Genomic DNA, 15984 nt, shown 5'->3' with positions numbered 1-15984 from the left:
ATATTATGAAACTAACCAAACTCCTATGGTTGTTTTTCTGCCTGTTTAGTATTTCTCTTTCGGCACAGAAAACAACAAAAGGCGAAGCAAATGCTGTCGAGCCTTCAACGATTTCATTAGAAAAACTAATCCAACAAAAAAGTCCCGACTATGTGATTACCAAAGAACATGTAAGTCGGATTAGTGGCATCCGACATGTTTATCTTAGACAGGCCATTAATGGCTTGGAGGTTTATGGGACCGAGTCCAGTGTCCATTTAGATAAAACCGGAAAGTCTGTAATGTCTCACAACAAATTCCTAAACAATGTTCAGGCAACTGTAAAAGGCGCTGCACAGGGGATAAATGCAAGTCAGGCTATTACTTCTGTTGCATCACAGATGGGATACAAAATATCTAATCTTCAACAGTTACAAAAAACAAGCGGTTTAAATAAGCAAGCTGTTTTCAACAAAGCCGGAATTTCTTCGGAAGACATTCCCGTTAAATTGATGTATTACTATCGTGAAGGAAAAGGCACCCATCTGGTTTGGGAACTTTCAATAGCCGAATTAGATTCGGACGATTGGTGGAATTTCCGTGTTGATGCCTCTTCAGGAAAAATAATAGATAAGGACAATTGGACCTTGTATTGTAATATCATGGGTGATCATAGTGATCATAACCACAGTACAACCAATTTGGATACTCCTGTCTTATTTGGTCCTCTGACGGAAGCTGAAGCAATCGCAAAAACAAATGTTGTTGTCAATGCGACAGAAGCAACTGCCTTAGTAGGAAATTATCGTGTATACGCAATGCCCACAGAGTCGCCCGATCACGGCCCGAGAACTTTGGTGGCAAACCCCGATGATGCTACAGCGTCTCCGTTTGGATGGCATGATACTAATGGCGCGCCCGGAGCCGAATCAACCTTAACCACAGGGAATAATGTCGACGCACATAAAGGTGCAAGTCGTCCTGATGGGACGGCCGCATTGAATTTCGATTTCACTATTAATTTAGCTCAAGATCCCACATTAAACACCCCGCCTTATATCACTAATCTTTTTTATTGGAATAATATTATCCATGATGTCTTATACCATTATGGGTTTGATGAAGTGAGTGGGAATTTTCAGGAAAACAACTACGGTAATGGCGGTGTCGGTTCGGATGGTGTGAATGCGAATGCACAAGCTCCTGGTAACTGTAATGCCAATTTTGGAACTCCGGTTGACGGAGGTAATCCTACCATGAATATGTTTTTGTGTAATAACTCTACGCCCTCTCATGATGGTGATCTTGATAATATGGTAATTGTTCATGAATATGGACATGGTATATCCAATAGATTAACAGGTGGCGCAGGAAACTCCAGCTGTCTTAATAATCAAGAGCAAATGGGAGAAGGTTGGAGCGATTATTATGGCCTGATGCTCACAATGGAAACAGGAGATGTCAATACAGATGGCAGAGGTGTAGGCACTTATTTATTTGGCCAACCCATTACAGGTCCTGGCATACGGACTTTTCGATACAGCACTGATTTTGCAATCAATCCGCATACCTATGACGATATCAAAACAGAAGTAGCGCCTCACGGCGTAGGTTCTGTTTGGGCTATGATGTTATGGGAAATGACCTGGGAAATCATAGCTGTTGAAGGTTTTGATACAAATTTTTATTCAGGTACCGGCGGAAATAATATTGCTATAGCTTTGGTCACTGAAGGATTAAAACTTCAGCCTTGTAGCCCGGGGTTTGTAGATGGCCGTGATGCTATTTTAGCCGCAGATCAGGCCTTATATGGAGGTGCATACCAATGCCAAATTTGGGATGCCTTCGCCCGAAGAGGACTCGGCTTTAGTGCCATTCAAGGATCGTCGGGAAGTAAAACTGATGGTACCGAAGCTTTTGATCTTCCTCCTACCTTTTCAAGTTTGAATGCTGTGGATGAGGTTTGCTTGGCTGATGGTGTGCAAACAGGGCTTTCAGGAGGAAACCCAACTGGCGGAGTATATAGCGGTCCCGGTGTAACCGACAATGGAAATGGAACCACGTTTACCTTCGATCCTGCTGTCGGTGGTCCAGGCCTTGTAACAATAACCTATACCGTTAACGATTTCTGTACTGGAGTACCAACAGCATTAAATGACGATATTGACGTAACCGATGATCCGCCTGTAATAATTTGTAGAGGATCCGGAACAATTCCAATGAACGGTTCTGCATCAATTAGTCCGGGCACGACTATCGTAGATAATGCTACTGTTACAAGTGTCTTAAATGTGCCTCAAAATGTATCTATAACAGATCTTGATGTTGCATTGAATATTTCTCATACATGGGTAGGAGATTTGATAATAACGTTACAATCGCCAATGGGGACAACTGTCACTATACTTGATCCGCCAAATTCGTGTCAGGCAGACAATGTAATGACAACCTTGGATGATGAAGCGGCCACTACCTCTACCTTCTGTAACGGATCAGGAACAACACCGGCTTACCCGAATCCTAGTTATCAGCCCTTCTCTCCACTATCGGCATTTGACGGCCAGAATACAGTGGGAAATTGGACGCTATCGATAACCGATATAGCTGCAGGAGATCCCGGAATACTGAACAGCTGGACACTTAACTACTCATATGAAGTTGTTTCCGATCCGTTGGATGTCTTTTTGGACGGTACGGGAAATGCAACAATTCCTGCCGCCGATTTACTCTTTAGTTCTTCCGTTGCCTGTGGTGGTATGCTGGTAGAAGGAGGAACTCCTTTTGCTACTACGGTTTCATTTACAACTGCAGATATTGGTTTAACCAATGTCCCCATGCGGGTAACAAGTGACACCGGTCAAATTTCAACATGTACGGCTGTTGCCAATGTAATTGCCGCGGCCTGTGATCTTTCTATTTCCAATGCAACCTCAACCGATGAAACAGCTCCCGGAGCAAATGATGGAACGATAACAGTTACGGCTGCTTGTACAACTTGTACAAGTATCAGCTATTCGGTAACACCAACAGCACCTCCCGGTCCTGCCATTACACAGGTTGGGAACGGCTCATTTACAGGTTTAGCGCCAAATTCATACAACGTAACCACCGAAGATACCGGAGATCCAACCTGTACTGCAAGTTGGGCGGCTAATCCCGTTGTAGTAGCTCCTGCTGCCGTTTCTAATGATTTATGCGCCGATGCAATTGCTATTACCTATGGAAGTACCACTTCTGGAACTACCACCGGAATGACTCTGGATAATGTTGGCTTTTGCGGAACTTCGAATACAGCACCTGGTGTTTGGTATTCCTTTGTAGGTCAAGATGGTATATCAACGCTTAGCACTTGTAATCAAGCCAATTTTGACACCAAAATATCAGTTTTTACCGGGACGTGTGCCGGTCTTGTTTGTGTAACAGGTCTTGACGATACGGCTGGATGCGGAGGATTTACAACCAGTCTGGATGTATGTACAACCTCAGGAGTGAACTATCTGGTCCTTATACATGGTTTTGGCAGTGCAACAGGGAATTTCGATTTAACACTAACCAACACACCCGCCGTTCCTGTAATAACATGTCCGGCCAATGCAACAGTTGAGTGCGGTGGAGATACTTCTCCCGCAGGCACAGGAACAGCAACAGCGACAGATCCTTGTGATCCTGCTCCGGTTGTTACATTCAGTGATTCTTCCGTTGCCGGTTGTGGTTCAACAGAAGTAATCACAAGAACCTGGACAGCAACAAATGCCAACGGAGCAATGACATCTTGTGTTCAAACAATTACAGTGGTGGATACAACACCTCCTGTAATAACTTGCCCTGCCGATGCCACAGTTGAATGTGGAACCGCCGGGGGAATCGTAACCGGAACAGCCACGGCTTCCTATACCGGAGCTCCTATTTCATGGACGGATGCAACCACCGGCTTAGTGGCCGCACCCACAACTACTATTTCCGGAATTCCGGCAACCGCCACAATTACTAATGTGAATGTCACCTTAGGTATTGATCATAGCTGGGTAGGGGATTTAGACATACAACTTGTTGCCCCTAACGGTTCCTCAGTATTTATGTTAACAGATATCTGTGAAACGGTTGCTAACAATGACAATATCAACGCAACATTTGGCGCCGGAGGCGCTCCTTTGGTTTGTGGAGCAACAGCTTCTAATCCAACTTCAGAAACCTGTAATGGCAACTATACTGTGCAAGCGGCCATAAGTGGCTTCCGTGCTCCCGAACTACCATTTAGTACGCTCAATGGCGGATTGGCTTCAGGGCTATGGACCTTAAATATTACAGATGATGCCGGCGGAGATGGAGGTTGTTTCCAAGCCTTCTCAGTAACTGTTGATTGGACGGCAACTGTTCCGGCAACAGATCCATCTAGCACCGGAACGGCAACTGCGACCGATGGCTGTGGAACAACAACTGTTACGTATGCAGACACCTCGGCACCGGGTTGTGGTAATACCGAAGTGATAACAAGAGTTTGGACTGCAACCGATGAATGTGGAAACACATCGAGTTGCACACAACTCATAAATGTGGTGGATACAACTCCGCCTACAGCAAGTTGTCCCGGAAATATCACAGTAAATAACGATCCCGGAATTTGTGGAGCGGTAGTTACTTATCCTGCTGTCACCGGAAGTGATACCTGTGGTGGTGTAACTATTACACAAACCAGTGGTTTGGCTTCAGGAGATACCTATCCGGTTGGAACCACAACCAATTCATTCAACATAGTTGATGATTGTGGCAACACCTCAACTTGTTCGTTTACGGTAACAGTAGTCGACAATGAAGATCCTGTAATTGCATGTCCCGCTGACGTTTCAACAAATACCAATCCGGGACAATGCTACGCTATTGTTACCTTTCCCGATGCCATTGCATTTGATAACTGTGGTATCGCTACCATTGTACAAACAATGGGTGATCCAAGTGGAAGTCAGTTCCCTGTGGGAGTTTCTACCATTGAGTATACTGCCACCGATGTAAATGGTAATACTGCTACGTGTAGCTTTACCATCACGGTAACCGATAACGAGCCTGCCATGGCTGTGTGTATGGACATCACCATTCAGTTAGATGAATTTGGAGATGCAACAATTACTCCTGCCGATGTGGACGGTGGTTCTACCGATAATTGCGGTATTGCTTCGATGAGTATCGACGTAGATACCTTCGATTGTAGCGATGTGGGAGACAATCCTGTAGTACTTACCGTAACCGATGTTAACGGAAATGTATCCTCTTGTACTGCTATTGTAACAGTAGAAGACGTAACAGATCCTGTGGCTGTTTGTATGGATATTACTGTGCAACTAGACCCAACAGGAACAGTTACTATCTTAGGTAGTGATATAGGCGGTGCATCTACCGATGCCTGTGGTATTGCTTCTTACGATTTAGATATCGACACCTTTACCTGTGCCGATGTTGGAGACAATCCGGTTGTACTTACGGTAACCGATGTAAACGGAAATGTATCTACCTGTACCGCTATTGTTACGGTAGAAGACAACACCGCTCCGGACCTTGTGTGTATGGACATCACCCTAGAACTGGGAGCATCTGGAAATGCTACTATTGTTCCTGAAGATGTGATCGCCACCAACGACGATGCCTGTGGTGTTTTAACGACTGCTGTAGATATCTTCGAATTCGATTGTAGTGATATAGGGACTCCGGTTACCGTTCAGGTGTTTAGCCAGGACGTAAACGGAAACCTAAGTACTTGTACCGCAGTTGTAACGGTGGTAGACCTGTTAGCTCCTGTGCTTACTTGTCCGGCCGATCAGACTGTAGATCCGGGAGCAGGAAACTTGTTCTATGAAGTACCCGATTACTTCGCCATTGGTGAAGCAACGGCTACCGATAACTGTACAGATCCTGTGGTGATTACCTCACAAGATCCTGCAGCAGGAACATTACTACCTGATGGAACCTACACAGTAACTATCACTGCCGAAGATGAATATGGCAATGTAGCCACCTGTACGTTCGAGCTAACGGTAGAAACCACTTTAGGAATTGGAGATAATGTTGATATCTCAAGTATTGTATTGTATCCTAACCCGGCAACGGACTATGTGATGCTAAGCAATCCGAACAGTGTGGAGCTGAAAGATGTGGCTATCTACGACCTTACCGGTAGATTGATTAAAACAATCAACCTGGTAGGTATGGGAGCAGAAAAAGCCATCGATGTTTCCGAATTAGCCAGTGCACCTTATATGTTCATCATAAATGGAACACAAGGCAAATTGGTGAAACAGATAATTAAGGAGTAATATTAATTTGATTTGTAAAAATGAAACCTCCCTTGATTTCTCAAGGGAGGTTTTTTTATTGATAAAAATTATTTTGCCCGAATTCCTTCCGTTTCAAGAAGAGGAATTTCAATCGCATTTTCTTCAGAAATAGTATGGGCTTCGAATACAAATGAGCGTTCAAATAGTTTCCCTTCAGCAAAAAAAGTAACCAAATACTCGTTGGTAAAACCCAACACCTCATCGGTAATTAATTCTACTTTTTTGAAAGTTTTGGAAGGTAAATCCCCCAGTCCGTGACGCAGCGTAGACGTTTTTTTGTCCTCACTGTTTCCACGGGATAGTACCAGAACTGTTTCAATGGTATCTTCCCGATTGTTAATGAGATAAACATTCCAGTTTTGCGCTAAAAAGTCTTTGTCCCATTCTTTGACAGCAACAATCTGAACTTTTTCAGCAATGTGAAAGTCAATATCTTTTTTCATGAAAATTAATCGACGCTTTTAAACTGATTTAAAAAGCGAATATCGTTTTCACTAAACATTCTGATATCCGGAATTTGATGCAGAAGGAGTGCAATTCGATCAATTCCCATTCCAAATGCAAAGCCGGAATACTCTGTAGAATCAATTCCGCAGTTCTCTAATACATTGGGGTCTACCATTCCGCATCCCATGATTTCAAGCCAACCGGTTCCCTTGGTCATTTTGTAGTCGGTTTCGGTCTCTAAACCCCAATACACGTCTACTTCTGCGCTGGGCTCGGTAAACGGAAAATAGGAAGGACGCAATCTTATTTTTGACTTTCCGAACATTTCGGTAGTGAAATACTGAAGGGTTTGTTTTAAATCGGCAAAGCTTACTCCTTTATCCACATACAAACCTTCCACCTGATGGAAAAAGCAATGTGAACGTGCCGAAATGGCTTCATTTCTATACACACGTCCCGGAGAGATAGTTCTAATGGGTGGTTTGTTGTTTTCCATATAACGTACCTGTACGGAAGAGGTATGCGTACGAAGTAAAACGTCAGGGTTTGTTTGAATAAAAAAAGTATCCTGCATGTCCCGTGCCGGGTGATATTCCGGTAAGTTTAACGCTGTAAAATTATGCCAGTCGTCTTCAATTTCGGGACCCTCAGAAACGTTAAACCCGATTCTTGAAAAGGTTGAAATAATTTTATTTTTTACAATTGAAATTGGATGGCGAGAGCCGAGAGCAATTGGTTCCCCGGGACGAGTAAGATCGCCATAAGCTCCTTTGGATTCTTCGGAAGCATCCAACACTGCTTTTAATGAGTTTACTTTCTCCTGCGCAGCATTTTTAAGTGTATTCACCACCTGGCCGAATTCCTTCTTCTGTTCATTAGGAACATTTTTAAATTCGGTAAAGAAATCGTTCAGCAATCCCTTTTTTCCCAAATACTTAATTCGGAAGGATTCTATTTCCTCTTTCTTGTTGGAAGCGAATGCTTCCACTTCGGCAATGTGCTTTTTTATTTTGTCTATCATATCAAAAAAATACTTCGGCTGGCAAAACTACATATTTTCTACTCAATCACTTCCTTTTCCAGGAAATACTGTACAATCGCTTCTTTCATCAAAACGCTTTGCTCACCTGCCTTCAAAGGTGGTAATTGTTCCAAAATTTTATAATGTGGCCATCCTTGTTCGTCGAAATATTCGAACTCATAATATCCGAAAGGCTCCAACAATCTGCAAATGGCAATATGCATTAAATTAATCTTCTCGTCCTTTTTAAACTTTCGGTGTAACTGTCCCAACTCCTGAACTCCAACCAAATAGATAACTGCATCCAGGTCCAAGGCTTCCCCATCGGCAAAACGATTGCTTAACATAGAAACTACTGCTTCCCATCTTAGTTTTAATTGTTCATCTCTGGCCATAATTATTCTTATTTGGCAAAGGTAAAAGTATATTCTGTATCTGATTTCCTTTTTCTTCCGAAATTGAGATTTTCAGTTTTATAAGATTTGGTATATTTAGAACAAATAAACAATATGAACACAGTAGACATTGCTTTGGGAATTATTTTATTGATAGGATTTTACGCAGGATTCAAAAACGGGCTGTTTGTATCACTCGCCTCGCTTATAGGTTTGATAGCCGGTGCTTACGGCGCATTGTATTTTTCGAGCTATGCAGGAGGCTTTATTTCAAAATGGTTCGATTGGAGTGCTCAAACATCGCAATTAGTTGGTTTTGCCGTAACCTTTGTAATTATATTATTTCTTATTTCAATGGCGGGAAAATTACTTACCCGAATAGCAGATTTTGCCATGCTGGGCATTATCAATAAATTGCTGGGGGGTGTTTTTAATGCAATCACCTACGCGTTTATTATTAGTGTGGTTTTTATGTTCGTGAATGCGTCTTCCACTTTGAGCGGATATGTTATTTCTGAAGAAAAGAAAGCCGAATCCTACCTATATGCCCCGGTTGCTTCGTTGGCACCCATTGTACTCCCACATATTCTAAAAGAAGTCGATCGAATCGAAACTGAAAAAGACGAGGCGGAAGAAATCCCGGAATAATTTACAGTTCTTTTAATTCGGTTGCGGGAAGCCACCCATCTTTCCCGTCGGCCAGTTCTATTCGGTACCATTGATCGTCTTGCTCGAGAATCTGAACCTTAGTTCCCTCGTGCAAAACGAAGGCAACTTCACTTCCCAGCGTAGGTTCACTTTTTACTTCGGTTCTTTCAGAAAAAATTATAGCAGAGCGGTTTTTTATAAAGTCATCGTAGGTCTTAAATGCCATCACCAATGAAAATAACAATACACAAATGCTTACAATAGAACTTGTAAACAGCAGTCGCTTTTTCTGTTCCGAAGCAGAGAAATAATACAATAAAAAGAGGATAACAAAGAGAATGGAGCAAACAGTTGTGGCAATCGCCCACCCATCGTAGGTGAGCACCCCCGATATTCCTTTATACCACCGGGTAAAAATGGTTTGGGGTAAAGGCTCTATGGTATCTATTCGGGCATTTTCGGCAAAGGCCAGATTGTTTTGAATGTCGGAATCGTTGGGTGCCAATTGCAATGCCTTTTCATAATAATAAATACTGGGTCCTATCTGATTTAGCTTATAATGTGCATTTCCCAGATTAAAATACAAGGCTGCCGAGTGTTCCTTACTGTTGAGGATTTTCATCCAGCTGGCAAGTGCTTCGTTGTATTTTTCGCTTTTATATAATTCTTTTCCCTGCTCGAAAAGCGCGTCGTTTTGAGCAAACCCTGAAAGAGCACTTAGAAATGTCAATAAAAAAACAATTTTTTTCATTTTTCTTTTCTGAAAAGATTACTGAATTTGTTTGTCAATTGCCGCAATGGTCTCCACTGCTTTATTGTAATCCTGTTGAATAGTCACATTGGAAGCCGGTGTATAGCGGGCAAATTCGCAGCTTTTCAACAAATTTGTAAATTGTTGGATATTGGCTCCCGAAACTTCCCGCTCCTCTAACAGCACAGCTATTCGGTCTTTGGCCATTTCGGAGGTTTCTATGTTTAATTTGGCTTTTAAATAGTTGTGTAAAGCCCGTTCTAAAGCCTCATAAAAAGTGGCTTTGTTCGCCATGTTCTTCTTGGCTTCACTTAAATATTTCTTCGCCATTCTATCGGCTTTCCGAAGTCGGTTTCCTTCATAATCGGCCAACCGCTTATCTCGCTTTTTCCCGACTATAATAAATATTGGAATTAGCAACAACGGTCCGCCCAACAAACTCCAGAACAAAACCGATTTAAAAAAGGGCTCGTGCGATTTTGATTGCAGTTCGGCGTTTAGCTTGATATATTTAAATTGTTCTTTGGAAAGTACAACCGCTTTTTTTGAATCGGAATTATTGGAAGTTGTGCTATTTTCCGATGTAACAGGTCCATTTACAACATTGAGAATAATTTCGTTCGAAGAAATGGTATTGTATTTTTCGGTTTTGGGATCGAAGTACGAAAAAGGGATAGGTCGAATGGGATAATTCCCTTTAAACTGCGGAACAATGGTATATTTTTCGGTGATGTCACCCGCCATTCCGGTACGATTGGTTCGTACATTTTCGCTGCGTTCCGGCTCGTACATTTCCAAAGAGGAAGGCAATTTTACCGTGGGTAAATCGAAGAGTTTTATATTTCCTTCTCCCGATACCTTGATCGCCATTTCTAAGGCCTCACCCGCATCCAAAGTAGTTTTATTGGTCGTCACATTAAACTGAAATGATCCAACTGCACCGTTAAAATTATCGGGGCGACCTTCGGTAGGTAGCGGTTTTACCGTAATGGTTCGGTTTCCGGCCGAAATAGTCTTATTTACCCTAGTCATTAATCTTCGCCCAAAAATATCTCTTTTGTTTCCCTGTACGTCGATAGGCACATCCAAAGTAAGGGGTTCAATGTTTAACTCCCCCGTTTTTTGGGGATACAAGACCGTGGTGCGTAAAATTACATACCTGTAATTTTCGCCCTTAAACTCGCCTTCATAAATCTTAAAATTTCCTTGATTGTCGATATTCTGACTCCAGAAATCGGCGTATTTTGGTGTATCTATTTCTCGCCAGCTACTGGTAATACTCACATCATGCGAGACATACATTTTATAAACTACTGTTATAGCCTCGTTTAAATAAGGATTCGAATTGGATACTTCGGCAACAAGATGTACGTTTTCACTTGCAACATATTCGGCATTGTTTTCGTCCTTGGGTTGTTCAACAGCGGCAGTAATCTCTACTTCAATAGGATTGGTCTTGTACGTCTGACCTTCAATTTCAATAGTTGCCTGCCCAATGGTGAATTTTCCGCGAGATTGCGGTGACAGAAAGTAGGAATAAGTTTTAGAATAGCTTCTTCTTCCGTTGATATACGAATTGCTAATTGCCTGATTGGGCCCACCCACAACCCGGAATCCCCGAAAATCGGGCGGATTAAAATTATCCCCGTCCTGATTCATTTCAAAATCTACCCGTAAGCGTTCGTTAATGCCCAGACGCTTTTTGCTCAGTTTGGCTTCAAACTGAATCTGCGCCTGCATTGCTCCGCAGCTTGCAATAAAAAACAGGACATATATGAAATGCTTCAACTTCATTGTTACCAGTCTTTATTCGATTTTACTTTTGCGCCTTTTTGTTTTGTGGCATTCACTTTATCCTGCACTTTTTTCTCTTCGTTGTTCATAGCTTCCAGCAAATTCTGAATCTGCTGAGGAGATAATTGTCCCGGAACGGGTTGCTGCTGCTGCGGCTTTTCTTTCTCACTTTCTCCATCCTTTTTCTCTTCAGGCTTTCCTTTGTCCTCCTTATTGTCGCCTTCTTTATTCTCGTCCTTCTGGTCGCCCTTGTCTTCGTTTTCCTTATCCTTACCCTCGTCGCTCTCCTTGTCTTTCCCTTTATCGTCCTTATTTTCCTTGTCTTCCTGATCCTTATTGTCTTTGTTCTCCTCCTTATTGTCGTCGTCGCCTCCACCGTTCTTTTGCTGTTCTTCGAGCATTTTTTTGGCAAGGGCTAAATTGTAACGAGTTTCATCGTCTGCAGGATTGTTGCGCAAGGCATTCTTATACGCCTCTACCGCTTCCTGATATTGCTTGGAATTCATATAGGTGTTTCCCAAATTATGAAATGCCTTGTGTTTTTCGGGTTTGGTAGTTGCAACCGAAGCTGCCTGTTGAAAGCGACGCATCGCTTCGGCATTTAATGCCTTGTTGTAATAGGCGTTCCCCAGATTGTATTTTCCGGTCTCATCTACGGGATTTCTGTCGATGGCCTTTCTGTAATCGGCTTCGGCAATAGGGAAATTATTTTCCTGAAGATTTTCTGAAGCATCACTTAGATATTCCATCGATTCTTTCAGTAATTTCTTTTGTTCCTTGTCATTCTGAGCCACCGCTCCCACCGAAGCCAATAGTATTACAAGCAAGGCAATACGCTTCGTAACCATTTCAGAAACAAAAACTAAGCTTCTCAATACCATTTTATTCTGTGCGTTCATTAAATAAGTTTAATTTTTTCAACCAACCGGTCTTTCGTTCCAACAGGAATACATCCAGCACCAGCAAAAATAATGCCCCGGCCAAAAACCACTGAAATTGATCCTTAAAATCTGTAAACTGCTTGGCTTCAAATTCCTTTTTATCCATGCCGTTTAGAATGGCAGTCACGGTTTCCACAACCTCTTTTGTATTGCCTCCGTTTATATATTCGCCATCGGCTTCGGCAGCAATTTCCTTTAAAGTAGCTTCTCCCAAGCGCGTAATTACCTGTTCGTTATTTTCGTCTCTTTTGTAATACTGAAGAGTTCCATTTCGCTTTATGGGAATAGGGCCACCTTCAACAGTTCCCACTCCAATGGTAAAAATTTTAATGCCTTTGGAAGCGGCTTCCTCGGCAATGCCGCTAATATTTCCTTCGTGATCTTCTCCGTCGCTGATGATAAATAAAACTCTATTGGTTTGCTCTTCGTCGTTATAATAGGTCTCGGCCATTTGTATGGCTTCATTGATGGCAGTTCCCTGCGAAGACACCATATCGGTATTCATATTCGCCAAAAAGAGTTTGGCGGAAGAAAAATCGGTAGTAATGGGAACCTGCGGAAAAGCACTGCCTGCGTACCCTATGATGCCAATTCGATCTCCGGCAAGACTGTTTATAATTTGAGTGATTAACTGCTTCGATTTCTCAAGACGGTTTGGTGCAATGTCTTCAGCAAGCATACTTTTGGACACATCCAAGGCAAAAACTACATCTACTCCTTCTCGTTTTACCGTTTCCAATTTGGTGCCAATTTTAGGGTTTACCAATGCAAAACTCAGCCCCGCAATTGCCAAACAAATTACCAAAAGCTTTAAAAGAGGTTTAAAAACCGACTTGTTCGGACTTAGCTTTTTAAGCAATTCCGAATCGGCAAAACGTTTCTGTGCGGTTCGCTTCCAAAGCACCACTAAGAAGAACAGCAAGACCACCACCGGGATGGCTGCAAGTAGATAAAAATATATGGGTTCTTCTAATTGATACACTGTTACTTTTTTACATTCATTAAATAAAACTTCTGAAAAGCGTATACTTTACCAACAATTCAATTCCTAATAATACAAGTGCCAGCAGCACCAGGGGTCTGAATTTTTCGTCGTAATTACGATACTTAAACTCTTCTATATCTGTTTTTTCCAATTTGTTTATCTCTTCGTAAATTTCCACCAACTTGGAAGTGCTTGTGGCTCTAAAATATTCGCCTCCTGTTGTTTTGGCAATCTCCTTCAGCAAGGCTTCGTCTATTTCTACCTGTACACTGCCGTACTGAAAACTTCCATCCTGTCTAATCCCAATGGGTGACTGCGCCATACCGTTGGTTCCTAAGCCTATTGTGTAGACTTTAATTCCAAATTCCACAGCCAGCTCACTCGCGATCTTCGGATCTATAAATCCGCTGTTATTCACCCCGTCGGTTAGCAGAATAATAATCTTGCTCTTGGCGCGACTGTCTTTCAGTCTATTTACAGCTGTAGCGAGTCCCATTCCAATGGCGGTTCCTCCTTCAATAACGGTATTATACTGAATACTATTTAAAGACGAAAGCACTATGCTTTTGTCACTGGTTAATGGTGTTTTTGTATAACTTTCTCCGGCGTATTCAACAAGGCCAATACGGTCGTTAGGGCGGTCGTTTATAAAGCGGGCCGCAACAGTTTTTAACGCCTCTAACCTATTCGGTTTTAAATCGCGTGCCAACATACTTGCCGAAACGTCGATTGCGATAACTATGTCAATCCCTTTTGTGGTTTTAATTCGAGTAGACTCGTCTACCGTTCTGGGGCGCGCCATGGCCGTGATGATTAAAGCCAATGCCAACAATCTGAAAATAAACAACAACGGTCGTAATCCCGCCAGCCAATTCTTTTTGGTTTTAAAGCCTTTGGTACTCGAAATTTTTAATGCCGCTGTTTGCTGTTTCCGCTTCCATAAATACCATAGCACCAGCACCGGAAGTGTTAAAAACAACCAGAAGAACTGCGGATTTACAAATTCAAAATTCTCAAACATTAGCCTTTCTTACTTTCTGAAACTTCTATTTCAACCGAATTAATTACTCTTTCTTTTACCTTAGCCGCATAGGCATCGTCTTTTCTGAAATATATTCCCACCACCTGAAGCGATTGTCCCTTTTTAAACAATAATATTTCATAGTCCATTCTTTCACTATTTCCATTCTCTGAAGGCTTCGCGAAATCGAATTCTCCGTATATTTTTTCTCCCTCCACTCCTTTGTCTGTTGAAAAGGATTCCTTTTTAACAATTATATTGGTGGCGCCTTCCTGCTCTAGTGATTTTAAAATCCCTTCCGAAATCACATCAAAATCCAATTCGACTCCTTCCTGATATGTCGCAACATTTAAGAGAATGTAAAATTTGTCCAACAGACTTCCATACTGAAACAAATCGTTTGAAAGTGTTATTTGCTGCCCTTCTTCCGAGATATTCATAGGTGTACGCACCAGCACTTTTGGAGTTTCTACAATAATCGCAGGAACGCCGTACTCGCTTCGCACCCATGTGCCTTCTAAAAGATCTTTAGTAGGATGGCCAATAAGGTTGTCTTTTACATAGGACCAGCCTCGGGTTGCAGTGAAAATTCCTCCCACAAGTAAAATAACCAGCACTCCCGAAACAACTCCAAGGAGTATGCGCTTGTTACGCTTTTTAAGACGTTGTGTTCTCAGGTATTCTTCGTTCAACAACAGTTCTTCTTCCGAAGGTTCCGGAATCACTTCATGTGTTTCAGTGATAATTTCTTCAATGGTTTTTCTGTCGGCCTCCGCCTGCCCGGCGTCTTGCTGCATCTTGGCAAATTTTACCAAATCGGCGCGTTTTAGAATCTGATCTAAATGACGAATCGTTTCAGTATCGAAATCAAAATGTCCGGCGTCCTTATGTAATTGTAAGCGAGCGATGAGTTCATCACTGGTACTTTCTAAAGCAGCGTCGTCTACCTCTCTGTCTAAATATCGTTTTACAATTTCGGTTAGCTGAGAATAGTATTCTTTCGATTTGTGATGTTTCAGCAGGTCTGAACTGTCCAGCTTTTTTAAAGCAACAATCGCTTCTTCGTAAGGTGGCAGTTGTTTTTCTTCGGCTTCTTTTCTTTTTTTTCTGCGGAATAAAACATATCCCAAAATTCCCAGTAACAGTAAAATCGGCAACAACCAGTACAACAATTTCAGAAAATCGAAGGGCGGACTTTCAACCTCAATCGCCGGTTTTATATTGAACATTTTCTGTTTGGTGGTGTCTACGGCAACGTCACGCACCTCAACTTTAATAGAATCGGTTGCAAACTGTTTTTCATTAATAAAAACACGTTGTGGTGGAATGGTATACGCTCCCGAATCGAACTGCGTCAATCCATATCTTTTAATAAGACGGTACTTGGCTTGCTCGTAAGTGGTATCTATTTTATAGGATTCGATAACTTCCAGAGGCAAAAAAGTTTGTCCTTCGGGAAAGACCACAAGATCTGTGGTATCAGCCTGCACCTGAATGGTGTATTTAAGTTCTTCTCCAATTTTAATCTGCGTGGAATCTATGGAGGAACTTACTTGGGAAAGAGAGAGAAAAGAGGAAAGACAAAAGATAAAAGACAGGAGATATTTGAAAAAAGAGCGGCGCGCTATTTCCAAATAAACATCTTTATATTGTACATCATACATCCTCATTCCTAC

At 42.1% G+C, this 15984-nt stretch carries 11 protein-coding genes; 2 read left to right on the top strand and 9 right to left on the bottom strand.

Annotation, left to right across the window (positions count from 1 at the left end):
• Positions 1-5 precede the first annotated feature (5 nt).
• A complete protein-coding gene (locus ATE92_RS05895; protein ID WP_100802823.1) occupies positions 6-6284 on the top strand; it encodes a M36 family metallopeptidase in 6279 nt (2092 codons plus the stop codon).
• Between the two features lie 68 nt (positions 6285-6352).
• Here ATE92_RS05895 and ATE92_RS05890 read toward each other — a convergent pair whose 3' ends face one another.
• Genes ATE92_RS05890 through ATE92_RS05880 form a run of 3 tightly spaced genes read right to left on the bottom strand, consistent with a single transcriptional unit; the run spans position 6353 to position 8168 of the window.
• A complete protein-coding gene (locus tag ATE92_RS05890) occupies positions 6353-6748 on the bottom strand; it encodes a hypothetical protein (protein ID WP_100802822.1) in 396 nt (131 codons plus the stop codon).
• 5 nt (positions 6749-6753) lie between these two features.
• On the bottom strand, positions 6754-7773 hold the full coding sequence (gene pheS / locus ATE92_RS05885) for a phenylalanine--tRNA ligase subunit alpha (protein ID WP_100802821.1): 1020 nt from the start codon (positions 7771-7773) through the stop codon (positions 6754-6756).
• Between the two features lie 38 nt (positions 7774-7811).
• A complete protein-coding gene (locus ATE92_RS05880; protein ID WP_100802820.1) occupies positions 7812-8168 on the bottom strand; it encodes a hypothetical protein in 357 nt (118 codons plus the stop codon).
• 114 nt (positions 8169-8282) lie between these two features.
• On the opposite strand from ATE92_RS05880, the gene ATE92_RS05875 reads away from it, so the two are divergent.
• Entirely contained in the window at positions 8283-8816 is a 534-nt protein-coding gene (locus tag ATE92_RS05875; protein ID WP_100802819.1) for a CvpA family protein, read from the top strand.
• A gap of 1 nt (position 8817) precedes the next feature.
• Here the strand turns inward: ATE92_RS05875 and ATE92_RS05870 are convergent, their stop codons facing one another.
• The 6 genes from ATE92_RS05870 to ATE92_RS05845 are packed head-to-tail and all read right to left on the bottom strand — an operon-like array spanning position 8818 to position 15978.
• Positions 8818-9567: an SH3 domain-containing protein gene (locus ATE92_RS05870; RefSeq protein WP_100802818.1), complete on the bottom strand. Its 750-nt coding sequence runs from the start codon at positions 9565-9567 to the stop codon at positions 8818-8820.
• Between the two features lie 18 nt (positions 9568-9585).
• Complete coding sequence (locus tag ATE92_RS05865; RefSeq protein ID WP_100802817.1) at positions 9586-11361, bottom strand: BatD family protein; 1776 nt, start codon at positions 11359-11361, stop codon at positions 9586-9588.
• 2 nt (positions 11362-11363) lie between these two features.
• Complete coding sequence (locus ATE92_RS05860; RefSeq protein WP_232729121.1) at positions 11364-12260, bottom strand: tetratricopeptide repeat protein; 897 nt, start codon at positions 12258-12260, stop codon at positions 11364-11366.
• Complete coding sequence (locus ATE92_RS05855) at positions 12244-13284, bottom strand: VWA domain-containing protein (protein ID WP_100802816.1); 1041 nt, start codon at positions 13282-13284, stop codon at positions 12244-12246. The genes ATE92_RS05860 and ATE92_RS05855 overlap by 17 nt, the downstream gene beginning before the upstream one ends.
• A 19-nt stretch (positions 13285-13303) precedes the next feature.
• The gene (locus tag ATE92_RS05850) at positions 13304-14308 is read right to left on the bottom strand and encodes a VWA domain-containing protein (RefSeq protein ID WP_100802815.1); all 1005 of its coding nucleotides are present in this window, start codon (positions 14306-14308) and stop codon (positions 13304-13306) included.
• A complete protein-coding gene (locus tag ATE92_RS05845) occupies positions 14308-15978 on the bottom strand; it encodes a BatD family protein (RefSeq protein ID WP_157809571.1) in 1671 nt (556 codons plus the stop codon). The genes ATE92_RS05850 and ATE92_RS05845 overlap by 1 nt, the downstream gene beginning before the upstream one ends.
• Positions 15979-15984: the final 6 nt, after the last annotated feature.

The sequence above is a fragment of the Ulvibacter sp. MAR_2010_11 genome, assembly GCF_002813135.1.
Taxonomy (GTDB): Bacteria; Bacteroidota; Bacteroidia; order Flavobacteriales; family Flavobacteriaceae; genus Altibacter.
The sequence above is the reverse complement of the archived record's forward strand: the minus strand, read 5'-3'. Positions and strand labels throughout refer to the sequence as shown.

Excerpts from the sequence above, each read along its gene's own strand:
- ATE92_RS05890 (WP_100802822.1), bottom strand. The coding sequence starts at position 6,748 with ATGAAAAAAGATATTGACTTTCACATTGCTGAAAAAGTTCAGATTGTT.
- ATE92_RS05865 (WP_100802817.1), bottom strand. The coding sequence starts at position 11,361 with ATGAAGTTGAAGCATTTCATATATGTCCTGTTTTTTATTGCAAGCTGC.
- ATE92_RS05845 (WP_157809571.1), bottom strand. The coding sequence starts at position 15,978 with ATGAGGATGTATGATGTACAATATAAAGATGTTTATTTGGAAATAGCG.
- ATE92_RS05850 (WP_100802815.1), bottom strand. The coding sequence starts at position 14,308 with ATGTTTGAGAATTTTGAATTTGTAAATCCGCAGTTCTTCTGGTTGTTT.
- ATE92_RS05875 (WP_100802819.1), top strand. The coding sequence starts at position 8,283 with ATGAACACAGTAGACATTGCTTTGGGAATTATTTTATTGATAGGATTT.
- ATE92_RS05860 (WP_232729121.1), bottom strand. The coding sequence starts at position 12,260 with ATGAACGCACAGAATAAAATGGTATTGAGAAGCTTAGTTTTTGTTTCT.
- ATE92_RS05880 (WP_100802820.1), bottom strand. The coding sequence starts at position 8,168 with ATGGCCAGAGATGAACAATTAAAACTAAGATGGGAAGCAGTAGTTTCT.
- ATE92_RS05870 (WP_100802818.1), bottom strand. The coding sequence starts at position 9,567 with ATGAAAAAAATTGTTTTTTTATTGACATTTCTAAGTGCTCTTTCAGGG.
- ATE92_RS05895 (WP_100802823.1), top strand. The coding sequence starts at position 6 with ATGAAACTAACCAAACTCCTATGGTTGTTTTTCTGCCTGTTTAGTATT.
- pheS (WP_100802821.1), bottom strand. The coding sequence starts at position 7,773 with ATGATAGACAAAATAAAAAAGCACATTGCCGAAGTGGAAGCATTCGCT.